Origin of the sequence: Streptomyces sp. NPDC048603, assembly GCF_043199475.1 — a bacterium.
In the GTDB taxonomy this organism is placed as follows: Bacteria; Actinomycetota; Actinomycetes; order Streptomycetales; family Streptomycetaceae; genus Streptomyces.
The window spans coordinates 739,362-764,850 of sequence record NZ_JBICVY010000001.1 but is presented as its reverse complement, the minus strand read 5'-3'; the positions used below and the strand labels follow the sequence as shown (position 1 = coordinate 764,850).

The following is a 25,489-nucleotide window of genomic DNA, read 5'->3' as shown; positions in this document are numbered from 1 at the left end:
CAGGGGGCCAACGTCGGCTCACCAAAACGGCGTTGGGTGAATCAGATGGATGCGCAAGGGCTCCTGCCCCGTACGGGGCAGGAGCCCTTGCGCGGCTCCACGGGCTGACCGCTTCCGCTGCCGGCTGTTGCGAGAGGCCCGGAGGACTCCGGCAGGTCACTCGGCCGGCAGACGCGGCGTACGCGGCGGCGCCGTGTATCGGATGCAGGTCCTTTCGAAGGCCGCGGCGAGGGCCGGCGGGGTGTTGTCGTCGTAGGCGCGGCCCGCGAAGGTCAGGCCGACGGGCATGCCGGTGTCCGCCATGGCGCCCATCGGCACGGTCACCGTCGGGACGCCGAGGTGGCGGGGCACCAGGTTGCCGTTCGCGACCCGGCGTCGTTGCGCCGGCCGAGGTCGGCGGACGCCACGGAGACGTCCTGTGGCAGCAGAGCTCGCCCTGCAGCGGCTGATCGAGCGGGTCGTGGGCCTCGACGAGGCGGCAGCGCCGGGATGACGATGATCGATCCGCTCAACGGCTGAGTCCACGGCGGACGAGGCCGGGGCGGCGGGCGTGGCGTCGGGATTTGTACGGGTTGTCGGGTGATGATGGCACGGTGCGACTTGATCACGTGTCCTATGCGGTGGCCCGCGACAGCTTCGTCTCGACCGTCCAGTGGATCGGATCGGCCCTCGGCGCCGGGTTCGTCGACGGGGGCGTGCACCCGCGATTCGGCACCCGCAATTTCATTCTCCCGCTGAGCGGCGGCACCTACGTCGAGGTCGTCACCACACTCGACCACCCCGCCGCCGACCGCGCACCCTTCGGCCAGGCGGTCGCGCGCCGCGCCGCCGAGGGCGGAGGCTGGCTCGGTTGGGTGGTCTCCGTCGACGACATCGCCCCGGTCGAGGCCCGCCTCGGTCGCACCTCGGCCGAGGGTCACCGTGTCCGCCCGGACGGGTTCGACCTGAGATGGAAGCAGATCGGCCTGCTGGAACTGCTGGAGGACCCGCAGCTGCCCTACTTCCTCCAGTGGCTGGTTCCCATGGAGGAGCGCCCGAGCGCCGATCCGCGCACCTCCACCACCATCCAGGGGGTCTCCATCGCCGGCGACGCCGCCTCCATCGCCGAATTCCTCGGCGAACCGGCCGACCACCCCCTCGACCAGATCGACGTCACCTGGGTCGAGGACGAGGAACCGGGCCTGGTCTCGGTCGAGTTCGCCACCGCCCACGGCCCTGTCACGATCTGACCAGGGCCCGACTGCCCCGCGGGAGCAGCGAACGGACCATCGCCTGGCTCCACGACTTCCGCCGCCTCCGTATCTGCTGGGAACGACGCGACGACATCCACGAAGAGTGTCCTCTTTCTTCGGGTGGCCGGAGTCGCCCTCGAACGAGTCGGCGCGGTCGCGGACCTCGCAATTGCTCAGGGCCTGCGCGGTCTCGGCCGGGTTGCCGACGGCCACCAGGACCGCGGCGGCCGGCACGCCGAATGCCACGAGCGCTGCCTGGGCGCGCCTTGCAGTACGCACTTGGTCGGGAGGAATCGGGGCGCGAGCTTGCGGACGGCCGCCGCGAGGCCCGCGAACGCGACGATCGCGGTCATCTGCCCGATCTTGACGCAGGCCGTGTCGTGGGCATGGCGCCGACCTCGATGGTTGTCCCGGGATCGCCTGTCTGGCCCGATCCCAGACCGCGTACCTTATTGCACATAGATTGCAACTGCTTTATATGTGTGAAAGGGGCTGTCGTGGGCTCTGCTGTGGTGCTCGGCATCGAGTCGTCGTGCGACGAGACGGGGGCCGGGATCGTCTCCGGAGGGCGTCTCCTGGCGCATGTGGTGGCGTCGAGCATGGACGAGCACGCGCGGTTCGGCGGGGTGGTGCCGGAGATCGCCGCCCGCGCCCACCTGCACGCCTTCAACCCCGTCGTACAGGAGGCCCTGGACCAGGCGGGGCTGCGGCCGGCGGACATCGATGCCGTGGCCGTGACCACCGGGCCGGGCCTGTCGGGTGCGCTGCAGGTGGGGCTCGCCGGTGCGAAGACCCTGGCCTACGCGGCGGGGGTACCGCTGTACGGCGTGCACCACCTCGCCGGGCACGTCGCCGCCGACACCCTGGAACACGGGCCGCTCCCGAACCCGTGCATGGTGCTGATCGTCTCCGGCGGCCACACCTCGCTGCTGTTCGTACGGGACCTCGTGCGCGACCCGATCCTGCACCTCGGGGACACCGTGGACGACGCCGCGGGGGAGTGCTTCGACAAGGCGGCCCGGGTCTTCGGCCTGCCGTACCCGGGCGGCCCCGCGATCGACCGGGCGGCCCGCGGGGGCAACGGCTGCGCGGTGGCGTTCCCGCGCCCCCTCACCCGTCCGGGTGACGCCCCGTACGCCTTCTCCTTCTCCGGCCTGAAGACCGCCGCCGCCCGCTGGGCCGAGCAGCACCGCATCCGCGGCGAGGAGATCCCCCTCGCCGACGGCGCCGCGTCCCTCCAGGAGGCCGTCGCCGACGTACTCACGCGCAAGGCGCTGGCCGCCTGCAAGGAGTACGACGTGCGGACCCTCGTCGTGGTCGGTGGGGTGGCCGCGAACTCGCGGGTGCGGGCCCTGGCCGAGGAACGCTGCGCCGCCGCCGGCGTCGAGCTGCGCGTGCCGCCCATGACCCTGTGCACCGACAACGGGGCGATGATCGCCGCTGTCGGCGACCTCCTGGTGCGGGCGGGTTCGGAGCCCGCTCAGTTGGACATCTCCATCGATCCGTCGGCCCCGCTGGAGTACGCGGCCCTGCACCCCGTCGCCCGCACCGTCGCGAGAGTCGCATGACAGGGGTGGCGGTCCGCCGGGTGTCTTCCACCGGTACCTCGGCTGGGTGCAAGCCGCATCCTGCGGGATGACGCCGGCACGCCCGGCGGCAGACCGCCTGGCCGGCACCCTGGCGGGACTGCCCCGTCTCGTGGGCAGCCGTTGACCCGTTGCGCGGGGAGGGCGTGGTCGAATGCCAGGTCCTCCCCGCGGCGGCGCGAAATGGGCTGACCGCTTCCGCTGCCGGCGGTCGCGATCGGCGCGGAGGCCTTCGTCAGGTCACTGCGCCGGCAGGCGCGGGGTGCGCTGCGGCTCGGTACGGCGGCTGCCGGTCTTCTCGAAGGCGGCGGCGAGGGTCAGCAGGACGTTGTCGTCGTAGGCGCGGCCCGCGAAGGTCAGCCCGACGGGCATGCCGGTGTCCGCCATGGCGCCCATCGGCACGGTCACCGTCGGGATGCCGAGGTGGCGGGGCACCAGGTTGCCGTTCGCGACCCAGACGCCGTTGCGCCATCCGAGGTCGGCGGACGCCACGGAGACGTCCATGTCGGCGGGCCCGACGTCGGCGACCGCGGGGAAGACCACCGTGTCCAGCCCCAGTCCGTCCATCCACAGCTCCAGGTCGACCCGGCGCGTTTCCTCGAGCCCGCGCAGCCCCTCTTCGAGGTGCGGCATGTCGGTGAGGGACGCGTACGGGCGCTCGCGCACGAAGCGCGGGTAGTCGCCGATCGTGTCGTCGAAACCGTCGTAGCGGTCAGGCAGTTCGCCGTCCTGCTTGGGCCAGATGCGGGCACCGTCGACCTCGGTCAGGGTGGAGAGCGCCGGGTCGCCGTTGGCGCGCAGGAAATCGTCCCAGGCCCAGGCGGACAGGTCCTCGATCTCGAAGGTGAGGTACTCGCGGCTGACCAGCCCGCGGGTGAGCAGCGAGGGCGCCCCGGGGCGGTCGGACTCGTAGTTGGACACAACGGGGAAGTCGACCTCGACCACCTCGGCGCCGGCAGCCTCCAGGTCGCGGCGCGCGGCTTCCCACAGTGCGATCACCGAGGGGCGTGTCTCGATGCGCTGCCCGGTCTGGCCTCCGATGCCTCCGTCGGGGTTCGTTCCTGCGGCGGAGTCGGCGTTGATGTACATCCGGGGCACGCCGACGCGCTTTCCGGCGAGCGCGCCGGAGGCGGCCGCGGCGTCGGCGGGTGCGAGGGCCGGGTAGGAGGCGGGGCGTACCTGGGACGGGGCGGGCAGCGCCACCCACGGCTGGGCGCGCCACAGGTCCCCGCGCGTGTGCGGGTCGTCGGCGACGATGACGTCGAGCAGTTCGAGCAGGTCGGCCATGGTGCGGGTGTGCGGGACGACGACGTCCATGGTCGGCACGAGCGGCCAGTTGCCGCGGACCGAGATCACGCCGCGGCTGGGGGTGTAGGCGCACAGCGCGTTGTTCGAGGCGGGGGCGCGGCCCGAGGACCAGGTCTCCTCGCCGAGGCCGAACGCGCCGAAGGAGGCCGCCGTCGCCGTGCCGGAGCCGTTGGAGGAGCCGGAGCCGTAGGCGCTGGTGAGCCAGTCGGCGCTGTACGGGCTTTCCGCGCGGCCGTACACGCCGCGCTGCATGCCGCCGTTCGCCATCGGCGGCATGTTGGTCAGGCCGATGAGGACGGCGCCGCCCGCGCGCAGCCGTTCGATGGCGAAGGCGTCGCGCTGGGCGACGAGGTGTTCGAACGCCGGGGAGCCGGACGCGGCCGTCAGCCCCTCGGCGAGGTAGCTGTCCTTCGCGGTGTACGGGATGCCGTCCAGCGGGCCGAGGGTCTCGCCGCGTGCGCGGCGGGCGTCGGAGGCCTCCGCTTCCGCGCGGGCGCGGGGGTTCATCACGACCATCGCGTTCAGAGCGGTGGCCGTGCCGGGCCGGTCGTACGCGTCGATCCGCGCGAGGTAGGCGTCGAGCAGGCCGACCGCGGTCGTCTCGCCCTTCTCCAGCGCCGTGCGCAGGTCGGCGATACAGGTCTCCACGACATCGAATCCGCGCGTCATGTGGGTGTCTCCTGGGTGGTGAGTAGGACAGGGCGGGCCGCCGGCCGTCGGGGCGACCACGTACAGCCGGCCGTCACACTCCCCATCGCACTGACTAGATTTTCAGTCTAGATTAGAAGTCTAGATTCTCGGAACCTAGACTTGGGACCCGGATTTCCGGAACCGAAGGTGAGCTCATGCCGACGTCAGAGACCGGGTCGGGGCTGCCCGACCGCCTCCTCCCGCCGGAAGGCGTGACCGGGTCGGCGGACGCCGGGGCCGGCGCCGCCTCCCGGTCCGCGGTCCGGACCCCGGTCGACAGGAAGCGTCAGCCCAGCGGGGACGAGGCGAGAGCGCGGGCGATGCGGGCCGCCATCAGCGTCATCGCCGAGAAGGGCACCGCGGCCCTGCGGATGTCGGACATAGCCGCGCGGGCGGGCATGAGCACCGGGCACATCCTCTACCACTTCGGCAAGAAGGACCGGCTCCTGCTCGAAGTCCTCGCATGGAGCCAAGCGGACCTCTGGACCCGGTTCCAGCAGGCCGCCGACCAGGCCGCATCTCCTGCCGAGAAGCTGGACCTGTTCGTCCGCTTCTACCTGCCCCGCCACCAGGGTGACGAACGCTACGCGCTGTGGACGCAGGTACTGGCCCAGCGCCACGACGAAGCGGGCCGTCACATCCTCACCGCACTGCTGGACGGCTGGGACGAGCGACTGGAAGCCATCCTCCGTGAGGGCCGGGACCTGGGACACTTCGCCGAAGTGGACCTTCCCGAGTTCACCATCCGGGCCGTGGCCATGCTGAGCGGTCTCTCCGAAGACGTGATGTTCGGACGGGCTCGTTGGCAGGACACCTCCGCGCACGAGTTCGCCCTGTCCGCCCTCGAACGCGAACTGCGTCCGACCGGTCAGCCCTGATCGGCGCTGACGGGGTACGGCACGAAGGTGCTGCTGTTTTCGTCCACCGCGAGTGTGCGGCCCAGCGGCGGTACCGCGCGCTGCGGGCAGTCGAGGCGTTCGCAGAGGCGGCAGCCCATCCCGATGGGGGTGGCGGCGGAGGCGTTGTCGAGGTCGAGGCCGTCGGAGTAGACGAGGCGGGAGGCGTGGCGGATCTCGCAGCCCAGGCCGATGGCGAAGGTCTTGCCGGGTTCGCCCCAGCCGCCCCGGTGGCGGGTGATCGCGCGGGCGGTCCACAAATACCGCTGCCCGTCGGGCATGGCGGCGATCTGGACGTGGATGCGGCCGGGCGCGGCGAAGGCCTCGTAGACGTTCCACAGCGGGCAGGTGCCGCCCGCGCGGGAGAAGTGGAACCCGGTGGCGGACTGCCGTTTCGACATGTTCCCGGCCCGGTCCACGCGCACGAACGAGAAGGGCACGCCCCGCAGCCTCGGCCGCTGGAGGGTGCTCAGCCGGTGGCAGACGGTCTCGTAGCCGAGGCCGAAGTGGTCGGTGAGTCGCTCGATGTCGTAGCGGAACTCCGTCGCGGCCGTGTGGAAGGCGCGGTACGGGAGGATCAGCGCGGCGGCGAAGTAGTTCGCGATGCCGATCCTCGCCAGCGCGTGTGCAGGGGAGCCGGGCTCGAAGTCCTCGGCTGCCAGCCGGTCCAGCTCGTCCCCGTACTCGAGCAGAGCGAGCTGGGTGGCCATCCGGAACGCCTGCTGGCCGGGTCTCAGGCGCCCGGACAGGTGCAGGACCCGGGCCCGGCCGTCGAACCGGTGCAGCTCCGCGGAGCCGGTGGCGAGCCGGATCCCGTGGGTGTCGGTGAGCCGGTTCGAGAGGACGCGCACGACCTCGCCGGGACGGATGCCGATCTCGTGGGCGAAGTCCTCGGCGGCGAGGTCGGTGTCGTGGAGGTAGTTCTGGCGCCGGTAGAAGAACTCGCGGATCTCCTCGTGCGCCGAGCGTGGCGCTCCGGGCCCGCCCTCCCGGGCGTCGCGTCCGTCCGTGGTCTCCGCGAGCCGCTCGGTCAGGAGCTGGCCGCGACGGCCCAGGTCGAGCAGCAAGGTGGCGACGGCGGGCATCCGGGTGGCCAGCTCCGCCAGGTCGGAGGGAGAGACGCGGGCGTCGGCGACCTCGTTCGCGAGGGCCTCGCGCAGGTCGGCGACGAGCCGGCTGGTGTCGCGTTCGGAGAAGAACCCGGGGTCGACGCCGAAGGCCTCGGTCAGCCGGAGCAGCACCGGGACCGTGAGCGGCCGCGAGTCGTGCTCCATCTGGTTGAGATAGCTGGGGGAGATGCCCAGGACCCGGGCCAGCTCGGCCTGGCTCATCCGGCGCTCCTCGCGCAGCCGGCGCAACCGCGCCCCCGCGTACGTCTTGCCCACCCGCGCTCCTCCGCCTCGCCCGGGCTTCAGAGTACGCATGATTCCACCGATGCCAACCTTCGCAACCTTGGCAGAATCGCCGCGGAAGATTCGCAGAGATTGGCAGCCGTCACCCATTGATGGCACTGAGTGCCGCTGTCAGAGTCTGTCGTGCGGCCCGCCGGACCCCCGGCGGCCGAGGTGGGCAGTCGGGGCACGATTTATGCCCTGATATCGGAGATCCCGACGGCTCGAACTCGGTCGTCCGGCAGCATTGCTCAGTTCCGCCCCAGGGTGGTGCCGGCGGCCGCGACCCCCCTCAAGGCACAGAGTGCCAATCGCTTGTCGCGATGGACGAGTGTGTTGGCAGGTCAAGCGACTCATGGAGACGGTGACGGTCATGGCAGAAGCGAAGACGACCACGGCGGCGGTCCGGCAGCTGGCAGAGCGGTGGGCGACGGATCCCCGGTGGGCGGGCATCGAACGCACCTACTCGGCCGCGGACGTGGTCCGGCTCTCCGGCAGCGTGCGCGAGGAGCACACCCTGGCCCGGCGCGGCGCCGAGCGGCTGTGGCGGCAGCTCCACGACCTGGACTACGTCCACGCGCTGGGCGCGCTGACCGGCGGCCAGGCCGTCCAGCAGGTCCGGGCCGGCCTCCAGGCGATCTACCTGTCCGGCTGGCAGGTGGCAGCCGACGCCAACCAGGCCGGTCACACCTACCCCGACCAGTCCCTCTACCCGGTCAACTCCGTTCCCCAAGTGGTCCGTCGGATCAACAACGCGCTGCTGCGCGCCGACCAGATCGCCACCGCCGAGGACGCCGGGGACGCCACGGACTGGCTGGCGCCGATCGTCGCGGACGCCGAGGCCGGCTTCGGCGGCCCGCTGAACGCCTTCGAGCTGACGAAGGCGATGATCGCGGCGGGCGCGGCGGGCATCCACTACGAGGACCAGCTGGCATCGGAGAAGAAGTGCGGCCACCTCGGCGGCAAGGTCCTCGTCCCGACCTCGCAGCACGTCCGCACCCTCAACGCCGCCCGCCTCGCGGCCGACATCGCGGACACCCCGACCCTGATCATCGCCCGTACGGACGCCCTCGTCGCGAACCTGCTGACCAGCGACGTCGACGAGCGCGACGCGCAGTTCACCACGGGTGAGCGCACGGCCGAAGGCTTCTACCGCGTCCGGAACGGCATGGCGCCGGTCATCGCCCGCGGCCTCGCCTACGCCCCGTACGCCGACCTCATCTGGGTGGAGACGGGCACCCCGGACCTCGCCCAGGCCCGCGAGTTCGCCGAGGCCGTCCACGCGCGGTACCCGGACCGGATGCTGGCCTACAACTGCTCCCCGTCCTTCAACTGGAAGGCCGCCCTGGACGACGACCAGATCGCCAAGTTCCAGCGCGAACTCGGCGCCATGGGCTACAAGTTCCAGTTCATCACGCTCGCCGGCTTCCACTCCCTCAACCACGGCATGTTCGACCTGGCCCGCGGCTACGCCGAACACGGCATGACCGCCTACGTCGACCTCCAGGAAAGGGAGTTCGCGGCCCAGGAGCACGGCTTCACGGCGGTCAGGCACCAGCGCGAGGTCGGCACCGGCTACTTCGACCTGGTCTCCACCGCCGTCAACCCGGCCTCCTCCACCACGGCGCTCACCGGCTCCACCGAGGAAGAGCAGTTCCACTGAGCCCGGCGGGCCAGGCCGGCCCCGCACGCCGCTCGGCCGAACGGGGCGGGTGGTCCTCCTCTGCCCCGCCCCCGTTCCCCTTCCAGCCCAGGAGTGCCCCGATGACCACCAGTGCCCCTGCCCGCGCCGTGCGCGTCCTCGCGGCCCCGGGTGACCGCCACGACGAGATCCTCACCCCCGCCGCGCTGGAATTCCTCGCCCGGCTCACCGGAGCCTTCGGCGACCGTCGCCAGGAGCTGCTCAAGGAGCGCCGCCGGCAGGCCATCCGCCTGGCCTCCGGCTCTCCCCTCGGCTTCCCCGTCGTCACGGCCGCCGTCCGGGACGACCGGACCTGGCGTGTGGCCCCGCCGGCCCCCGGCCTGGAAGACCGCCGGGTGGAGATCACCGGACCACCCGAGCGCCGCATGGCCGTCAACGCCCTCAACTCCGGTGCGAAGGTGTGGATGGCGGACTTCGAGGACGCCACCGCACCCACCTGGGACAACGTCGTCGGCGGCCAGCTGACCCTCCTCGACGCGTGTCGGCGAAGGATCGACTTCACCACGCCCGAGGGCAAGGAGTACCGACTCGCCGAGAACCCGGCCACCATCATGGTCCGACCCCGGGGCTGGCACCTCCTGGAAGAGCACCTGGAGGTCGACGGCCGGCCCGTGCCCGCGCCGCTGGTCGACTTCGGGCTCTACTTCTTCCACTGCGCCCAGCGCCAGATCGACGCCGGGTACGGCCCGTACTTCTACCTCCCCAAGCTGGAGAACCGCTACGAGGCGCGGCTGTGGAACGACGTCTTCGTCCTCGCCCAGGACCTCCTCGGCATCCCCCGCGGCACCGTCCGCGCCACCGTCCTCATCGAGACGATCACGGCGGCCTTCGAGATGGACGAGATCCTCCACGAGCTGCGGGACCACTCCGCCGGCCTCAACGCGGGCCGCTGGGACTACCTCTTCAGCCTGATCAAGACCTTCGGCCACCGCACCGACTTCCTGCTGCCCGACCGCGCCAAGGTCACCATGACCGCGCCCTTCATGCGGGCCTACACCGAACTGCTCGTCCGCACGTGCCACAGGCGCGGCGCCCACGCCATCGGCGGCATGGCCGCCCACCTCCCCGGCAAGGACCCCGAGGCCGCCGACCCGGTCCTCGCGAAGGTGCGCCTCGACAAGGAACGCGAGGCGGAGGATGGCTTCGACGGCTCCTGGGTGGCCCACCCGGGCCTGGTCCCCGTCTGCCGCGAGGTGTTCGACGGCGTACTCGGCGAGCGCCCGCACCAACTCGACCGCACCCGCGAGGACGTACAGGTGGAAGCACAGCACCTGCTCTCGGTCCGGCGGATCAGCGGCCCGCCCACCGAACACGGGGTCCGCACCAACATCGCCGTCGCACTCCGGTACTTCGACGCATGGCTGCGCGGCCAGGGCGCAGTGGCCCTCCACGGACTGATGGAGGACGCCGCCACCGCCGAGATCGCCCGGGTCCAGATCTGGCAGTGGCTGCGCCACCGGGTCCTCGACCGCGACACGGTGCTCCGCATGCTCGACGAGGAGCTCGCCTCCCTCGGCGCCGAGTACCCCTGGGCGGCCCTCGACGAGGCGAGGGAGCTCTTCGGGCGCACCGCGCTCGTCGGTGAACTCCCGCTCTTCTTCACCCCCGACGCCTACACCCGTCACCTCGTGCGCATCCCGCAGGTGCGGTCATGAAGGCCGGTATCCGCACGGTGGGTGTGGTCGGCGGAGACCGGATGGGCGCCGGGATCGCCGCGGTGTGCGCCCGCGCCGGACTCGACACCGTCGTCTGCGAGGCCGGCGCCACCGCGGCCCGGGCCGCGCGCGAACGCGTCGCGGTCCCTCTGCACCCCACCCCCGCTGCCCTCGCGGATGGTGCGGGCGGGACTGCTCGGCCGAAGACAGGCCGCGGGTTCCTCACCTACGACCGGGACTGCTGAGGGACCCGGTGCCGCCGCCGGGCTGAGGGTCCCGACGGCGCGTGGTGGAAGGGGGTACGGCGGAGTGGTGTCCGCCGTACCCCCGCCGCGTTGGCCGCGGTGCCACCCGGCCGGCGCAGACCGGGCGCCAGGTCTTGAGCCGTGCGGGTGGCATCGGCGCACGGAACCCGTCCGCCGTCGTGGTGGCGGCGAACCCTTCGCAGGACCTCGGACACCCTGGCCGGGGCACCGATGAAGGAGTGACATGCGCAACCCCACCGTGACCGCGGCATCCGCGGTCGTTCTGGCCGCCCTGTGCGCGGCGCCCTCGCTCGCCGCAGCCGATGACACCCCGCCGAAGACCCTGCCCGCGGTGGACCACAAGGGCAGCCTGGGCGCGATCGGTCTGACCGCCGACCAGCGCCTGGTCGAGTTCGACGTGAACCAGCCGTCCAAGACCTGGTCGCTGGGCACGGTCGCCGGTCTTTCCGGTGACACCAGGCTCGTCGGCATCGACTTCCGTGTCCAGGACGGGAAGCTGTACGGCGTCGGCGACGGGGGCGGCGTCTACACCCTGGACACCGCGAACGCGCAGGCCGTGAAGGTGTCCCAGCTGACCGTCGCGCCGGCCGGAACCGCGTTCGGTGTGGACTTCAACCCCGCCGCGAACCGCCTGCGGGTCATCTCCGACACCGGCCAGAACCTGCGCCACAACATCGACGACGCGGCCGCTCCCCTGACCACCACGGTTGACGGCGCCCTCACCAACCCCACCGCCCCGCCCTCGACCGCTCTGGGCGTCACCGGTGCCGCCTACACCAACAACGACCTGGACACCGCCACCGCGACCACCCTGTTCGACCTCGACACGGTGGCCGACCGGATCGCCCTGCAGTCCCCGGCCAACGCCGGCACTCTCGCCCCCACCGGCAGCCTCGGCGTGAACGCCGACCTGGACGCCGGATTCGACATCTACCATGACCCGGCCGCCGGTACGAACCATGGCTTCGCCGCCATCGGCACGGCGGGCTCCTACCGCCTCTACTCGGTCGACGTACTCACCGGCAAGGCCACCGACAAGGGCGCCTTCCCGAAGAAGTCCCAGGTCACCGACCTCGCCCTGCCCCTGAACCAGAAGTAGCCGCGGTCCGGGAGCCGGTGGGGCGGCCCTCTCGGTGGGCCGCCCCACGGGGTGGGTGGTGACTAGCAGGAGGGCTTGCTGCCGTGGTTGGAGCCCTTCTTGCGGCGGGCGCGAAGATGGTCAGGGCGAGCTGGGGCTGGGCGTACGCGGCCAGATGGGAGTAACGCCGCACGCTCTGCGGGTCGTTCCGCTGGAAAAGAACCCGTCGTGTCGTACCGGCCGGGTCCCGGCCGCATCCCCTCCGGTCGCCCGCGGCGCCTCGCGTGTCGCGGTGGAGACGCCAGGGTGCGGTGGTCGGCAGTCCGGGTCACACGCCAAGAAATGGGTATGAAACGGGAGGGAACCGATCTCACTCGGAGGACCGGCCCATGACACAGGCGACCGCCCACGCATATGAGGCCCACACGGATCCCGGTTGCGCCGGCCTGTCAGACGTCACTGCCGCGGTGCCCTCGGAGGACCGCGTGAAGGAACTGCTGACCGAGCCGCTCAAGGCGAGCACCGCTGACGCACGAATCCTTTCGAAGACCCTGTTCGAGCGCCTGCATGCCTTGGAGGAAGGCACACCGGAGTATTCGTACGTCCGCAACACCCTGGTCGAGCTGAACCTCAGCCTGGTCAAATACGCTGCCCGCCGGTTCCGGGGCCGCAGCGAGCCGCTCGAGGACATCGTCCAGGTCGGCACCGTCGGCCTGATCAAGGCCATCAACCGGTACGACGTGACCCGGGGCGTGGAGTTCGTCTCCTTCGCGCTGCCCACCATCACCGGCGAGATCAAGCGCTATTTCCGTGACACCAGCTGGGCTGTCAGCGTGCCGCGGCACCTTCAGGAGCTGCGGCTGAGCCTGGCCAGGGTTTCCGATGAGCTGGAGCAACTCCTCGGTCGTGCACCGACGGACGCAGAGCTGGCAGCCCGCCTCGGGGTGAGTGCGGAGGAGTTGGCCGAGGGGAAGCAGGCCGCGGCCGCGTACTCCTGGCGCTCGCTTGACGCGCCCGTGCAGGACGACGCCGACCTGATCACGGTTTCCGCCCGGCGTTCGATGGGTGAGGAAGAGCCCGCATACGACCGCATCGAGTGCTTGGAGGCACTCAAGCCGCTCGTCGCCGAACTGTCGGAGCGGGACAGGGAGATACTCTCGCTGCGCTTCGGCGCGGAGCTGACCCAGTCGGAGATCGGCGAGCGGCTCGGCATCTCGCAGATGCACGTGTCACGGCTGCTCGGCCGGATGCTCGCGGCACTCAATGACGGCCTTCTGGCCGAACACGCCGGGACGGGGGAGGAGCCGGCACCTCCGCCCAGACGGTCTTGCCGAAGCCGGCCGGGAGCGAGCCCCAGCTCCGGGTCAACGTCTCCAGAACGACGAGTCCATGGCCTCCGGGGAGTGCGGGGTCGCCGCGCCGATGGGGTCGCGGTGGCTCGGGGTTCCCGTCGGTGACCTCGATGCGCAGCCGGTCGGGGGCACAGTGCAGGACCAGCTCGCTGGGACCGCCTCCGTGCAGGCAGGCGTTGGTCACCACCTCGGAGACCAACAGGAGCACGTCCTCGGCGACCGCCCAGCGCTGCTCGTCGAGGCCCTCCGCCTCATCGGGCGGGATCCACTGCCAGTCCGAGAGTGCCTGACGGGTGAAGTCGCGGCACCGGGTGACCACTCCTGACATGTTGTTCAGGGGCAGCCGCCGTGTCAGCCCGGATGGCTCGGAGGAAGCGCCGGCCCCGTCGCCGGTCATGGCCGTCCTCTGATCCCGCCTGTCGGGCGGTCGGCGTTCTCCCGGAGGGCCGTGGCCATGTCCGGGTGGATGGTGAAGACCTCGTCGGCACCGGTGATTTCGAGCATGCGGGCCACCGGCCGCGTCGGCGCCGCCAGTTCCACCGTGCCTCCGATCTCCTGAGCCTCGAGTCGGGCGCGCAGCAGCATGTTCAGGCCCGTCGAGTCGCAGAAGCGCAGCCCGCCACAATCGACGACCAGCCGTGGTGGTCCGGGGCGCTCCAGCGCGGCGGCCAGGGCCTCGTGCAACGGGTGGGCGGTGTCATGGTCGAGCTCGCCCGAGAGGACGAGGATCACGACCCCGTCCTGCTGTCGTACCTCGAGCCCGAAGCGCTGACCGTCACGCGCCGCCGGATGCGGCTGTCCGGGGGGTGCCGGAGGTTCCGGCGACGACGCCGATCCAGGTGTTGATGTCACGGGAACCTCCGTCCTGCCCGCACCGCAGTGGCGGTTCGCGGAGTACTGCTTGATGAGCCGAAGGAACGCCACGCCGTCACCGCGGCCCCGTCCCACAAGGTGCGCCTACCCGGCCTCAGGGGCGATACGCGTGTTTTCGCACCGGCCTGCCCGAAGGCCGGAGGGTGCTGATGGCAGCCGGAGCGTGCCGGGCCCCGAGCGCTCGGTAGCCGTGACGAGCGGCTGAGGATCCGGCGCGGCCCTGCGCCCTCGCTGCGTGGCATGCTCAACGTATGGAGGATGAGGCAGTGCGTTCTGCCGCCGGCGCCTCTCCGGAGGTGCTGGCCCTGGCGAAGGTGGTCGCCAGGCTGCGGGCCGAGGTCGAGGACCTGGAGTCCGGTGCCGCAATGGCGGCCGTCCTCGAACGGGCCAAGGGCGTGGTCATGGCCCAGGAGGGCGTGCCCGAGGACGGGGCGTACGAACTTCTCCAGGAGCGTGCCGAGCGCCACCGGTGCTCGCTGATGGAGGAATGCTGGTTCACCCTGGCCGGCAGCGGCCGCCCGGGGGCCTCGACAGCGGTCGGGGAGCTCTACGGAACCCCCTCGGGTACGGCCGCACAGTCGCTCCGCGCCGGCCCGTACCCTGCTTCCGGTCAGTACGACCCCAGCAGGCGCGCGGGCCTGGCCCGGCTGGCCGAAGACCTGGCGGACACGCGCGCTCCGGGCGAGGTGGCGGAGCTGCTGCGAGCGGTTCTGAGCGATGCCGAGCACGTGGCCGCCGTCCTGATCTACACCCGCGGGGCAGAGGGGAGCCTGGACCTGGTCGGCCACGCCGGCATCGACCGGTCGCTGGCCGAGCAGTGGAGCCACGTACCGCCGCTCGGAGGGATCGCGGCGCTGGAGGCGCTCGCCGAGGAGCGGGCCGTGTGGCTGGAGGACCTGGCGCATGATGCGGACCGCTACCAGCTGATCGGGGACCCTCCGGGACAGTGGCCCACCCGGGCGTGGATTCCGGTGCCCTCGGACCATCCCGCGACCACGGTGGTGGGGTTCTTCCGGACCCTCCCGGGCCCCTTCGGCGGTGGCACCCGAAGCCTCCTGCGCCGGGTGGTCAGGATGTGCGGTGGGGCCTTGCTTCCGCCACGCGATGCGGTGCAGCCGGAGACGACGGACGAGAGCGAGGCCGTCGCCGCGATCCAGCGTGTTCTCGATGCCCTGCCGTGCCCGGCCGTCCTCCTCACCCCCTTGCGCTCGGAGGACGGCACGGTGGAGGACTTCCGGATCGACGCGGCGGCAGCGGAGTCCGTCGATGTGGCGGGACGTCGGGGCAAGGAACTGGTGGGCCGCAGGATCCTCGAAACGTATCCCACGGTGGCCGGTGGCGAGCTGTGGGACGGATACCTGGACACCCTGATGACAGGGACGCTCTACGAAGGATCTCCCTTCACCTACGAGGAGACCCTCGCGGGGGTTCCGCGCAAGTCCGTCTACTCGGTCCGGGCGTCGCGCCTCGGGGACCGGCTGGTGGTGTCCTGGACCCGCCACGACACGAGCCGGCGCGAGGCCCGCAGACTGGCGGACGTGCAGCGCCTGTGCAACCTCGGCTGGGCCACCTGGGAACTTCTGACCGACGCGAGTACCTGGTCGGATCAGGTCTATACCATCTTCGGTCGCGATCCCTCACTGGGGCCCATGACCCTGGAAGAGCTGTCCGGTCACCTCGTACCGGATGATCTGCCGCGGTTCGGCGCTGCCGTCCAGCGGCTGCTCACCGACGGGGAGGCCATGGACCAGCCGTTCTGCATCACCACCACGCGGGGAATACGGCATCTGCGGATCGTCGCCGAGGCCGAGTCGGACTCCGACGGCACACCCGTCGAGGTGCACGGTTTCATTCAGGACCTCACGGCCCAGCGCGGCATCGAGACCGCCCTGCGGGACAGCGAACGCGCGAACCTCATCCAGCGGGGCATGCTCAAGGCCGAACGTGCCCTCGCCGCCCGGCTCCAGGAGACCCTGCTGCCCATCCCGGAACAGTCCCTGGAACTGGCCGGCCTGTGCGTCGACGTCGCGTACCTGCCCGCCGAAACGGGGACGAGCGTGGGTGGCGACTGGTACAGCGCCATTCAGCTGCCTGACGGCTGTGCCCTCTTCGTGGTCGGAGACGTGGCCGGCCATGGGCTGGCAGCCGTCGGGACGATGGCCCAACTCCGTTTCACCACCAAGGGCATGGCCGTGACGGGTTCCAAACTGCCCGCAGTCCTGAGCCGCCTCAACTCACTGCTGCTCCATACCGCGACGGACACCAGCGGGGCCACCGCGACGATGGTCATGGCGCGCTACCGTCCCGACGGCCGGCAGTTGAGTTGGGTCCGGGCCGGGCACCTGCCGCCCCTGCTGATCCGCGGCGGCGAGGCGCACTTCGTCTCCCAGCCCGAGGGCTGCCTCCTCGGAGCGTCCTTCGACGCGGTGTACGGCGAGGCCGTCCTCGACCTCCTGCCCGGCGACCACCTCCTTCTCTACACCGACGGCCTGGTGGAGGAACCCGGCGAGGACATCGAGGACGGCCTCACCCGGTTCGCCGCGGCAGCCCTTCGGCTCGTACGAGAGGGACGCGACGAGACCCTCGGCCGCACCCTCGCGGCCGCCCGGCCGCGCCTCCGGGACGACATCTGCGTCCTGGACATCCATGTGCCCGCAGAATCGTGAAGGTGTGTCCCCGGTACGCCGGCGAATCCCCGGGTGAAAGGCCCTCCGGGGTGGGCTACGGGGCGGAGCCGAGGTGGTACACGGCGAATGCCTGCCCGATCACGGGCATGGCGACATTGCGTACCGGGATGCCGCCCGCGGTCCTGCCGTGCTCGGTCCCCAGGTGGGCGTGACCGTGGACCGCGAGGTCGGCGCCCGCCTCGTCCATGGCCTCTGCCAGCAGGTAGCTGCCGAGGAACGGATAGATCTCCGGTGGCTCCCCGGCGAGGGTGTCGGGCACCGGGGCGTAGTGGGTGAGTGCGATCCGCAGCGTGCTTCCGGACGAGGACAAGGACCGCAGGGCGTCGCCGAGGCTGTCGGCACGGGCCCTCGTGTAGCGGATGAACGCCTTCATCTCCGGCTCGCCGAACTCGCTTGCGCTGCGCCCGGCGAAGCCCCCGCCGAAGCCCTTGGTGCCGGCCACACCCACGCGCGTTCCGTCCAGGTCGAGAACCACTCCCTCGCCTTCCAGGACGCACACCCCCGCTGTGCGCAGTTCCCGGGTGACGGCTTCCTGCTGGTCGCTCTGGTAGTCGTGGTTGCCCAGCACGGCGACCACGGGCACCGGCAACCCGGCCACCTCATGGGCGACCACCCGTCCTTCCTCGGGGGTGCCGTGCCTGGTCAGGTCGCCGGCCAGGACCAGCAGGTCTGCGCAGCCGCCCAGTGTGTCGAAGGCGGGGCGCAGGCGTCCGGCGCTGTCGGGTCCGAGGTGGATGTCACCGACGGCCGCCACGCGGATCATGAGAGCTCCTCGATGTGGTCGGGCGGTCGCGAGCGGTACAGCGTGAGGTCCTCGTACCAGTCCAGCCCTGCCAGTTCTTCGCCGGCCAGGTGCAGGACGAGCGCCCGCGCCTCCTCGTCGGCCACGGCGCCCCGCACGACCGCCCGCGTTCCGTGGGTTTCGATGTGTACGCCGAGTTCGGCGGCCTCCTCGAGGGCGAGCCGGTCCCGCAGGCGGGCGATGCGGTAGTCGAGGATGCCCTCGGGGCCCATGGTGTTCATGTCGGTGCGGCCTTCTGGCGTGTCCGGTGGATGACGTGCAGCCTGTCCAGCAGGTAGAGGAAGGCGTCGGCCAGCGGGGAGTCCCGATGGCTGCGGTCCAGCCGCTGCCAGTCGATCTGCTCCCGCAGCATCCGGGCCATGGGCAGCAGGTCGCCGAAGTCGCAGTAGTGCTCGCACAGCGCGGCCAGCCGGCTGTCCATGAGGTCGGTGGGGGACAGGACCGGCATCCGTACCGAATCGACGGCCAGGATGTCCGCCCGCTCCAGGAGTTCGGTACTCACCGGGCGCCGGGCCAGCTCGAAGATCAGGTCGATCTCCTCGCCGCCCGACCGGCCCTTGACGAGCCAGTCCTCCGCCGCGCGCCGCATCGGGATGCCGCCGCTTTCCAGCGCTTCGACGGCGGCGTCCGCGTCCTCGGGGCGTACGCAGAAGTCCGTGTCGTGCTGGAACATGGCGGGCAGGCCGTGGGCGAAGGCGGCAACGCTACCGGCCAGGGCGAACGGCAGCCCCGACCCTTTCAACAGCCCCGCCACCTGTTTGGTGGTCTCCAGAATCGCCTGGGTGTGGTCCTTGGGCAGCGAATCCTCGTCCGGCTCAGCGGGTACCGGAGGGCTGGTCAGGGAATGTCCGCCGGCCCGGTCGGTGCGGGGGGTGGGGCGGGCCATGGTGTCACCAGTAATGGGCCCGTCCGCCCACCCCACGTCCTGCGGCACCCAGGAGCAACAACACGAGGCCGATGACCAGGAGGACGATTCCGATCGTCCACAGGATCGAGATCCCGGTCACGAACCCGATGATCAGCAGAATGACTCCGAGGGCGATCATGAGTGCCTCCTGGTGTCTCGAAAGGCTATGACAGGCGCCTACCACCAATTGCCGTTCTCATGCCTCGCGGGCGACCTGCTGTTGAGCGGCGATCGGGGAAGGCGCCGAGCGGGCGAACACAGCGGAACGCGGGCCCGTCGTCCGGCCCGCGTTCCGCTGCGCTGCCGTTCAGGTGCTCAGGAGACGGTTGAAGAAGGAGCGGTACTGCTGGAGAGCCACGCGGAGGTCCTCGGTGGCGTCGCGAGCGGCGGACATCGCGGAACCGGTGTCCGCAGTCTCCGTATGTCCGGCCGTGTCGCCGGTCGTGTCGTCGGCGGAACCGGCTTCTGTCGCGCCAGACCTTTCCTTGTCGGCCCTTTCCTCGCCGGCCTGTTCGCCTTCGTACCGCTGGTTCTCCCCGGTTGCCTCGCCGGGGTAGACCGCCGGGGCTTCCTCGTCCTGCTCAGCCCGGCCGCCCGAGGGTCCGGCAAGGTCTTCGGTGGTCAGTCCACCGGTCCGGTCAATACGACGACGGAGGGGATGATGATGGCAAGCAAGTTTCCGGTCGGCATCGTGCTCCTCCACGTGCGAGTCTCGATGCTGCGACGCGCCCCTGACCTGACAATCCGTCGCCGAACGCGGGCCCTTTCCGAGGCAGGCCCGCGTTCGGACTTCCGATGACTTTGGGGGGACGGTCACGAGGAGTCGTGGTGACTTTTTCCGTCGCTACTTCTTGTCACGCAGGGAATCGTCGATCCCGCGGGCGCGGTCCGTGGCCTCGCCCATCGTCTCCCGCGCCTTGCCCTTGACCTGATCCATCTTGCCCTCGGTCCGCAGCCGGTCGTTGCCGGTGACCTTGCCGGCGGTCTCCTTGCCCTTGCCCTTGAGCTGTTCCAGCTTGCCCTTGGCCTTCTCGGTCATGGTGGTCTCCCTACTTGGACCTTCTCGTCCTGCATAGGACTGATTCGTCCATTCGTAACGCGCCTGCCCCGCGGTCCCGCGCCTACACCTGAAACAGTGGGATGAAGGCGCTGCTGTTCTCGTCGACGGCGAGGGTTCTGGCGGTGGCTGCCGGGCCGCCGGCTCGGGCTTCCTGATCACGGCCGGCCGACGAGGCGGTAGCCGACTCCCGGGGTCGTGGTGATGACCGCCGGGTCGCCGAGTTTGCGACGGAGGCGGCCGATGGTGACCGCGACGGTATTGGTGAAGGGATCGGCGTGCTCGTCCCAGACCTGTTCGAGCAGCTCCTCCGCGCTCCGGAAGGCCGGGCTCGCGTCCATCAGGGCTTCGAGCAGGGAGAACTCCTTCACCGACAGGTCCAGTTGCCGTCCGTCACGGACGGCCGTACGGCTGAGCGGATCGAGTTCGATCCCGGCAGCCCGCAGCACGCGGGCCCGCGCGGCCGGCCGGCGGCGGGCCAGGGAGCGGATGCGCAGGACGAGTTCGGGGAAGTGGAAGGGCTTGGCCAGGTAGTCGTCGGCGCCCAGGAGCAGCCCGCCGACCCGGTCGCCGGGAGCGTCGGCCGCGGTCAGCATCAGCACCATGACCCGGTCCTCCCGTGAGGTGATCATCCGGCAGAGGGTGTCGCCGTGGATGCCCGGCAGGTCGCGGTCGAGGACCACCACGTCGTACGCGGTGGCGTCGAGTTTCGCCGCGGCATCCAGCCCGTCGTGGGCGGCGTCCACGGCCATGCCCTGGTCGCGCAGCCCCTCGACCAGGATGTCGGCGAGGGCCCGCGCGTCCTCGACCACCAGCACCCTCATACCGCCGCCCCCTCTGCGTCGGTCCGGTCGGACCGGTCGGGCCGGTCGCACCCGTCGGACAGGTCGGACCCGTCGACCTGGTCGGCCCCGGGCAGGGTGACGGTGACCCGCAGGCCGCCCTCGGGCCGGGCGGCCAGCCCCAGCGTGCCGCCGTGCGCTTCGGCGATGGCCGCGACGATGGACAGGCCGAGCCCGGATCCGCGGCCCCGGCCGGTCCGGTCCGCGCCCAGCCGCCGGAACGGCTGCGCCAGCTCCGCGACCTGCCCCGGGTCGAGCACCGGCCCGCCGGTCTCGACGGTCAGCCGCACCGAATCGCCGCCCGCCCGGACGGAGACGCCGAGCCAGCCGCCGGATTCGTTGTGCGTGATCGCGTTGTCGACCAGGTTGTCGACCAGGCGGCGCAGCAGGCTCCCACTGGCCCACACCCGCGCGCGGCCGTGCGTATCCGTACGGTGCACGGTGAGGTCCTTCGCCGCGATGTCGGAGGCCCGCGCGCCCAGGGAAGCCGACAGGAGCTCCTCCAGCGGGACGCGCGCGGCATCGGTGAAGTCGCCGTGCCTGCTGCGGGCGAGCACCAGGAAGCCCTCCAGCAGACGGTCGACCTGATCGAGCTCACCGCGCATCCGGCCCGCCAGGGTCAGCGTCTGCTCGGGCACGGGACCTGGCTTGGCGACGGCCACGTCCACGGCGGCACGCATGGTGGCCAGCGGGGTGCGCAGTTCGTGGGAGGCGTTGGCGACGAAGCGGCGCTGGGCGGCGAAGGCCCCCTCCAGCCGCTCCAGCAGCCCGTCGATGGTGTCGGCGAGGTCCTTCACCTCGTCGCCGGGGCCGGGAACGGCGAGCCGCTCGTGCAGGTTGTCGGCGGAGATACGGCGGGTGGCCTCGGTCATCGTCCGCAGCGGGCGCAGCACCCGCCCGGCGACGAACCAGCCCAGTGCCAGCGACACCACCGCCATGACGGCCAGGGCGACGGCCGATCCCAGCAGGATCCGCGCGGACTGGGCATCCTGTACGCGCGTCAGCTGCCGCTCCAGCTCCTCGATACGGGCCCGGTCCCGCGCGGGTGCCGGGGGCTGTCCGGGGAGGGTGCCCGTACCCGGCACGGCACTGGCGACCCTGCTGCCCGCGCTCACTGCGGCGGCGATCAGGAGCAGGACGGTGCCGGAGAGCAGGAACAGGCCGGCGTACAAGGCCGTGAAGCGTGCCCGCACGGTGCCGCGCGGACGGGAACGAACCCATCGCATCGTCCTGGTCCTCCTTCCGTGCCCGGCCCCGGTCCGGACCCGGCCCCAGGTTATGCGGCGGGACCTAACAGCGGCATGACAGCGCCCGTTCGGCCGGTGTCATGGACCGCGCCGCAGGGTGGGGGCCATGAACGAGGAGACGAGGGCGACCATCGAGGTCGTCGGCCTGCACAAACGCTTCGGACCGCACGTGGCGCTGGACGGGATGGCCTTCACCGTCCGGCCGGGGCAGGTGACCGGCTTCGTCGGTCCCAACGGCGCCGGGAAGTCCACCACGATGCGGGTGATCCTGGGCCTGGACGCACCCGACGCCGGCCGGGCGCTGGTCGGCGGGCGGCCGTACCGGGAGCTGCGCCATCCGCTGAAGCACCTGGGCGCTCTGCTCGACGCCTCGGCGCTGCAGCCGAGCCGCACCGCCCGCGACCACCTGCTGTGGCTGGCCCACTCCCAGGGCCTGCCGGCCCGGCGGGTGGAGGCCGTCATCGAACAGACCGGACTGGGCCCGGCCGCCCGGCGGAAGGCCGGCGGCTTCTCCCTGGGCATGCGGCAGCGGCTCGGGATCGCGGCGGCGCTGCTCGGCGATCCGCCGGTGCTGATGCTGGACGAGCCGTTCAACGGGCTGGACCCGGACGGCATCGTGTGGATGCGCGGCTTCCTCGCCTCGCTGGCCCGGCAGGGCCGCGCGGTGCTGGTCTCCACCCATCTGATGGGCGAGCTCCAGGACACCGCCGGCCATCTGGTGGTGGTCGGCAGGGGGAAGGTCGTCGCGGACACCGGCGTGCGCGAGCTGCTGGCGGCCGCCTCCGGCGACCGGGTCACCGTACGGACGACGGCGCGCATGCGGGCCACCTCCGTACTGGAGGCCGCCGGCGCCACGGTGCGGGCGGTGGAAGACGGCACGCTCACCGTTTCCGGGCTGGCCGACGAAGGGATCGTGGCCGCGCTCACCGCGGGCGCGGTGCCGTTCTCCCAGGTGTCGGCGCATCGCGCGACACTGGAGGAGGCCTACTGGGAACTGACCCGGGACGCCGTGGAGTACCGCGGGGTGCCGGCCGGGGAGACGGCGTGAAGGCCGCGGCCGGCTTCGCCCGGCTGCTGCACGCGGAGTGGACCAAGTTCCGTACGGTACGCGGGTGGGTGCTGGGCATGGCCGCCGCGGCCCTGGCGACGGTGCTGGTCGGGCTCCTGGGGACGGCGGCCCCGGCGCCGCCCGGCCAGGGCGCCGCCTCCGCCTTCCCGCGGGGACCCGGCGGCGAGGCCGTCAACGACAGCTTCTACTTCGTCCACCGGACCCTGGAGGGCGACGGCAGCATCACGGTTCCGGTGACGGCCCTCACCGGGGTGATCGACACCGGCCCCGGGAAGACGGCCGACGGCCTGCCGCCCTGGGCGAAGGCCGGGATCATCGTCAAGGCGAGCCTGGAGCAGGGGTCTTCGTACGCGGCGGTGATGGTGACCGGCGGCCACGGGGTGCGGATGCAGTACGACTACACCCACGACGTATCCGGGGTCCCCGGGGCGGTGTCGCAGGGGTCACCGCGCTGGCTGCGCCTGGTCCGGGCGGGCTCCACCCTCACCGGCTACGCGTCGGTGGACGGCGAGGCCTGGAGCCGGGTCGGTGCCGCGGACCTGGCCGGGCTGCCGGCGGCCGTACAGGCGGGGCTGTTCGTGACGACCCCTCAGGCCAAGGACGAGACCTCGGGCCGCGCGGGCTTCGGCCCCGCCGTGGCCACCGGTACCTTCGGCAAACCCGACCTCCGGGGCGGCTGGTCCGCCGGGCGCTGGACCGGCATGCAGGTCGGCGAGGACGCGGGTACCTCCGGCAGCTACACGAACACGACGAAGGGCGGATTCACCGAGTCCCGGTCCGGGTCGGGGTCGGGGTCGGGGTCCGGGTCGGGGTCCGGTTCCCAGCCGGCGTCCGGGAACGCGGCCGCGCTCACGGTCACGGGGGCCGGCGACATCGCCCCGGTGGTGGGCGGACCCGCCATGGGCAACGCCTACGCCCCGGAGAACTTCCTCGTCGGCGCGTTCGCCGGGCTGATCGTGGTGATCGCCCTCGGCACGCTGTTCGTCACCGCCGAGTACCGGCGCGGACTCATCCGCACCACCCTGGCCGCCCACCCAGGGCGCGGCCGGGTGCTAGCCGCCAAGGCCGCGGTGGTCGGGTCCGTCGCCTTCGCCGCCGGCCTCCTCGCCGCCACCGTCACGATCCCGCTCGGTGAACGGGGCGCGCGGAGCCGGGACTTCAGGGTCTTCCCGGTCTCCACCGCCACGGAGCTGCGCCTCGTGGTGGGTACCGCCCTGCTGTTCGCCGTCACCGCCGTGCTCGCGCTCGGCGTCGGTGCCCTGCTGCGGCGCAGTGCGGCGGCGGTCGCCCTGGTCGTCGCGGCGCTCGTACTGCCCTACCTGCTCGCCACCTCCGCCGTCCTGCCGGCGGGTGCCTCGGAATGGCTGCTGCGGGTGACTCCGGCCGCCGGATTCGCCGTCCAGCAGACGCTGCCCCGGTACGCGCAGGTCGTGAGCGTCTACGAGCCCGCGACCGGCTACCACCCGTTGCCGCCGTGGGCCGGGCTCGGAGTGCTCTGCGGATATGCCGCGCTCGCCTGCGGCCTGGCGCTCGTACGACTCCGGCGGAGGGACGCATGAGGTACGTGCTGCACGCCGAGTGGACGAAACTGCGCACCGCCGGAGGAACGGGCCCGCTGCTGCTCCTCGCGATCGCCCTGACCGTGGCGCTGGGCGCCGGCACCTCCCGGGCGGTGATCTGCCCCGACGCGGGGTGCGGTGAGGACGGCGTACGGATCGCCCTCACCGGTGTCACGCTCGGCCAGGCGGTGGTCGCCATCGCCGCCGTACTGGTGGTCAGCGGGGAGTACGGCACGGGCATGATCCGCACCACCCTCACGGCGGTGCCGCACCGGATCTCCGTGTTCGCCGCGAAGGCCGCCGTCCTCGCCGCGGTGGTGCTGGCCGCCGGTACGGTGGCCGTCCTCGGGTCGCTGCTCGCCGGGCGGTTCATCCTGCCCGGCAACGGCTTCACTCCGGCCCACGGCTACCCGCCGCTGTCCCTCGCGGACGGTGCGACCCTGCGGGCCGCCACGGGATCCGTCCTCTACCTCGCCCTGGTCGCCCTCCTCGCCTTCGGCATCGCGACGGCCGTCCGGGAGGCCGCGACCGCCATCGGCGGCGTCCTCGGGCTGCTCTACCTCTTCCCGGTCGTCGCACACGTGGTGGGCGACCCGGAGTGGCAGCGCCGCCTCGCGCAGATCGCGCCGATGACCGCAGGTCTCGCCGTCCAGGCCACCACCGGCCTGGACCGGCTCGCCATCGGACCCTGGGCCGGACTGGGCGTCCTCGCCGCATGGTCCGCGGCGGCCCTGCTCGCCGGCGGACTGGCGCTGCGCCTGCGCGACGCGTGAGCCCGGAGCCCGCCGACCGCACCTCCGCCGGGGCGTCACCCCGGAGCTGGCCGGAGGTGCCGGCCTACGCACTGTCGAAGCGGTGGCGGGCGGCCTCGATGGCGGCGAGGTGGCGGTGGGTCCAGTCACACATGCCGTCGACCGTGGCCCGCAGGGCCCGGCCCGGCTCCGTGAGGGTGTACTCGACACGCGGCGGCACGGTGGGGTGCACGGTCCGTTCGAGCAGTCCGTTGCGCTCCAGCAGGCGCAGGTTCTGCGTGAGCATCTTGTGGCTGATGCCCTCGACCTCGTTGCGCAGTTCGGTGAAGCGCAGGGTGCGGTCACCCACGGCCTCGATGATCAGGAGCGCCCATTTGTTGGCGATGTCCGAGAAGATCTCGCGCGCCAGCGAGTCCGCCCGTGTCACATCGGCCTCGTCCTTGGGCGAGCCCGGGCCCGAGCCCTTGAGCTGCTTGGTCACCATGAGGTTCCCCAGTCACCGAAAAGTGCGTTCTTCCAGTCAAGCGCTCACTCTCCT

General features: G+C 71.7%; 25 protein-coding genes and 1 pseudogene. 12 read left to right on the top strand and 14 right to left on the bottom strand.

Translation table 11 applies throughout. The annotated features are described in order from the left end of the window. Positions 1–156: 156 nt before the first annotated feature. Positions 157–351: a hypothetical protein gene (locus ACGFQ9_RS03660; RefSeq protein WP_393570732.1), complete on the bottom strand. Its 195-nt coding sequence runs from the start codon at positions 349–351 to the stop codon at positions 157–159. A gap of 242 nt (positions 352–593) precedes the next feature. Between ACGFQ9_RS03660 and ACGFQ9_RS03655 the strand changes: the two genes are divergently transcribed. Both ACGFQ9_RS03655 and tsaD read left to right on the top strand, forming a co-directional pair. Continuing rightward, positions 594–1,229 carry a VOC family protein gene (locus ACGFQ9_RS03655; RefSeq protein ID WP_393570730.1) on the top strand — a complete coding sequence of 212 codons (636 nt, stop codon included), beginning with the start codon at positions 594–596 and terminating at the stop codon, positions 1,227–1,229. A 512-nt stretch (positions 1,230–1,741) separates the two neighbouring features. Continuing rightward, positions 1,742–2,800, top strand: a complete 1,059-nt coding sequence (tsaD, locus tag ACGFQ9_RS03650; protein WP_393570826.1) for a tRNA (adenosine(37)-N6)-threonylcarbamoyltransferase complex transferase subunit TsaD — start codon at positions 1,742–1,744, stop codon at positions 2,798–2,800. Between the two features lie 258 nt (positions 2,801–3,058). On the opposite strand, the gene ACGFQ9_RS03645 is transcribed toward tsaD, so the two are convergent. Continuing rightward, the gene (locus ACGFQ9_RS03645) at positions 3,059–4,795 is read right to left on the bottom strand and encodes an amidase (protein ID WP_393570728.1); all 1,737 of its coding nucleotides are present in this window, start codon (positions 4,793–4,795) and stop codon (positions 3,059–3,061) included. 176 nt (positions 4,796–4,971) lie between these two features. On the opposite strand from ACGFQ9_RS03645, the gene ACGFQ9_RS03640 reads away from it, so the two are divergent. After that, entirely contained in the window at positions 4,972–5,694 is a 723-nt protein-coding gene (locus tag ACGFQ9_RS03640; RefSeq protein WP_393570726.1) for a TetR/AcrR family transcriptional regulator, read from the top strand. Here ACGFQ9_RS03640 and ACGFQ9_RS03635 read toward each other — a convergent pair. Beyond that, positions 5,685–7,097 (bottom strand): short-chain fatty acyl-CoA regulator family protein, encoded by a 1,413-nt coding sequence (locus ACGFQ9_RS03635; protein WP_393570724.1) that lies wholly within the window; start codon positions 7,095–7,097, stop codon positions 5,685–5,687. The two genes, ACGFQ9_RS03640 and ACGFQ9_RS03635, sit on opposite strands and share 10 nt — an antisense overlap. 379 nt (positions 7,098–7,476) lie before the next feature. Here ACGFQ9_RS03635 and aceA point away from each other — a divergent pair, with 379 nt between their 5' ends. From aceA to ACGFQ9_RS03610, 5 genes and pseudogenes are all read left to right on the top strand, one after another. Continuing rightward, positions 7,477–8,766 carry an isocitrate lyase gene (gene aceA, locus ACGFQ9_RS03630; RefSeq protein WP_393570722.1) on the top strand — a complete coding sequence of 430 codons (1,290 nt, stop codon included), beginning with the start codon at positions 7,477–7,479 and terminating at the stop codon, positions 8,764–8,766. 101 nt (positions 8,767–8,867) lie between these two features. Continuing rightward, the gene (gene aceB, locus ACGFQ9_RS03625) at positions 8,868–10,460 is read left to right on the top strand and encodes a malate synthase A (protein WP_393570720.1); all 1,593 of its coding nucleotides are present in this window, start codon (positions 8,868–8,870) and stop codon (positions 10,458–10,460) included. Next, entirely contained in the window at positions 10,457–10,705 is a 249-nt protein-coding gene (locus ACGFQ9_RS03620; protein WP_393570718.1) for a 3-hydroxyacyl-CoA dehydrogenase NAD-binding domain-containing protein, read from the top strand. The genes aceB and ACGFQ9_RS03620 overlap by 4 nt, the downstream gene beginning before the upstream one ends. A 244-nt stretch (positions 10,706–10,949) precedes the next feature. After that, on the top strand, positions 10,950–11,825 hold the full coding sequence (locus ACGFQ9_RS03615) for a DUF4394 domain-containing protein (protein WP_393570717.1): 876 nt from the start codon (positions 10,950–10,952) through the stop codon (positions 11,823–11,825). Positions 11,826–12,193: 368 nt separating this feature from the next. Beyond that, positions 12,194–13,087 (top strand): annotated as a pseudogene (locus ACGFQ9_RS03610) (SigB/SigF/SigG family RNA polymerase sigma factor); the annotation flags it as partial. Here ACGFQ9_RS03610 and ACGFQ9_RS03605 read toward each other — a convergent pair. Next, positions 13,065–13,484, bottom strand: coding sequence for an ATP-binding protein (locus ACGFQ9_RS03605; protein WP_393570824.1), 420 nt, complete (start codon positions 13,482–13,484; stop codon positions 13,065–13,067). The pseudogene ACGFQ9_RS03610 and the gene ACGFQ9_RS03605 overlap by 23 nt on opposite strands. A 65-nt stretch (positions 13,485–13,549) precedes the next feature. After that, on the bottom strand, positions 13,550–14,008 hold the full coding sequence (locus tag ACGFQ9_RS03600) for an STAS domain-containing protein (RefSeq protein ID WP_393570715.1): 459 nt from the start codon (positions 14,006–14,008) through the stop codon (positions 13,550–13,552). 272 nt (positions 14,009–14,280) lie between these two features. Between ACGFQ9_RS03600 and ACGFQ9_RS03595 the strand changes: the two genes are divergently transcribed. Next, positions 14,281–16,695: a SpoIIE family protein phosphatase gene (locus ACGFQ9_RS03595; RefSeq protein WP_393570713.1), complete on the top strand. Its 2,415-nt coding sequence runs from the start codon at positions 14,281–14,283 to the stop codon at positions 16,693–16,695. A gap of 55 nt (positions 16,696–16,750) precedes the next feature. Here the strand turns inward: ACGFQ9_RS03595 and ACGFQ9_RS03590 are convergent, their stop codons facing one another. The 8 genes from ACGFQ9_RS03590 to ACGFQ9_RS03555 all read right to left on the bottom strand — a co-directional run bounded on the left by ACGFQ9_RS03590 (position 16,751) and on the right by ACGFQ9_RS03555 (position 21,550). Continuing rightward, positions 16,751–17,479: a metallophosphoesterase gene (locus tag ACGFQ9_RS03590; RefSeq protein WP_393570711.1), complete on the bottom strand. Its 729-nt coding sequence runs from the start codon at positions 17,477–17,479 to the stop codon at positions 16,751–16,753. Further along, positions 17,476–17,739, bottom strand: coding sequence for a hypothetical protein (locus ACGFQ9_RS03585; RefSeq protein ID WP_393570709.1), 264 nt, complete (start codon positions 17,737–17,739; stop codon positions 17,476–17,478). Before ACGFQ9_RS03585 ends, ACGFQ9_RS03590 begins: the two co-directional genes overlap by 4 nt. Next, a complete protein-coding gene (locus ACGFQ9_RS03580) occupies positions 17,736–18,404 on the bottom strand; it encodes a nucleotidyltransferase family protein (RefSeq protein ID WP_393570707.1) in 669 nt (222 codons plus the stop codon). The genes ACGFQ9_RS03585 and ACGFQ9_RS03580 overlap by 4 nt, the downstream gene beginning before the upstream one ends. Before the next feature lie 4 nt (positions 18,405–18,408). Continuing rightward, positions 18,409–18,564, bottom strand: coding sequence for a hypothetical protein (locus ACGFQ9_RS03575; protein WP_393570706.1), 156 nt, complete (start codon positions 18,562–18,564; stop codon positions 18,409–18,411). Between the two features lie 168 nt (positions 18,565–18,732). Next, positions 18,733–19,128 carry a hypothetical protein gene (locus ACGFQ9_RS03570; protein ID WP_393570705.1) on the bottom strand — a complete coding sequence of 132 codons (396 nt, stop codon included), beginning with the start codon at positions 19,126–19,128 and terminating at the stop codon, positions 18,733–18,735. Between the two features lie 141 nt (positions 19,129–19,269). Then, positions 19,270–19,464, bottom strand: coding sequence for a CsbD family protein (locus tag ACGFQ9_RS03565; protein ID WP_393570703.1), 195 nt, complete (start codon positions 19,462–19,464; stop codon positions 19,270–19,272). Between the two features lie 176 nt (positions 19,465–19,640). Continuing rightward, positions 19,641–20,306, bottom strand: a complete 666-nt coding sequence (locus tag ACGFQ9_RS03560) for a response regulator transcription factor (RefSeq protein WP_393570701.1) — start codon at positions 20,304–20,306, stop codon at positions 19,641–19,643. Beyond that, positions 20,303–21,550, bottom strand: a complete 1,248-nt coding sequence (locus ACGFQ9_RS03555) for a sensor histidine kinase (RefSeq protein ID WP_393570700.1) — start codon at positions 21,548–21,550, stop codon at positions 20,303–20,305. Before ACGFQ9_RS03555 ends, ACGFQ9_RS03560 begins: the two co-directional genes overlap by 4 nt. Before the next feature lie 127 nt (positions 21,551–21,677). Here ACGFQ9_RS03555 and ACGFQ9_RS03550 point away from each other — a divergent pair, with 127 nt between their 5' ends. Genes ACGFQ9_RS03550 through ACGFQ9_RS03540 form a run of 3 tightly spaced genes read left to right on the top strand, consistent with a single transcriptional unit; the run spans position 21,678 to position 24,972 of the window. Then, positions 21,678–22,619: an ABC transporter ATP-binding protein gene (locus tag ACGFQ9_RS03550; RefSeq protein WP_393570698.1), complete on the top strand. Its 942-nt coding sequence runs from the start codon at positions 21,678–21,680 to the stop codon at positions 22,617–22,619. Beyond that, the gene (locus ACGFQ9_RS03545) at positions 22,616–24,199 is read left to right on the top strand and encodes an ABC transporter permease subunit (protein WP_393570696.1); all 1,584 of its coding nucleotides are present in this window, start codon (positions 22,616–22,618) and stop codon (positions 24,197–24,199) included. The genes ACGFQ9_RS03550 and ACGFQ9_RS03545 overlap by 4 nt, the downstream gene beginning before the upstream one ends. Then, positions 24,196–24,972, top strand: coding sequence for an ABC transporter permease (locus ACGFQ9_RS03540; RefSeq protein WP_393570695.1), 777 nt, complete (start codon positions 24,196–24,198; stop codon positions 24,970–24,972). The genes ACGFQ9_RS03545 and ACGFQ9_RS03540 overlap by 4 nt, the downstream gene beginning before the upstream one ends. Before the next feature lie 64 nt (positions 24,973–25,036). Here ACGFQ9_RS03540 and ACGFQ9_RS03535 read toward each other — a convergent pair whose 3' ends face one another. Beyond that, entirely contained in the window at positions 25,037–25,435 is a 399-nt protein-coding gene (locus ACGFQ9_RS03535; protein WP_393570693.1) for a winged helix-turn-helix transcriptional regulator, read from the bottom strand. Positions 25,436–25,489: the final 54 nt, after the last annotated feature.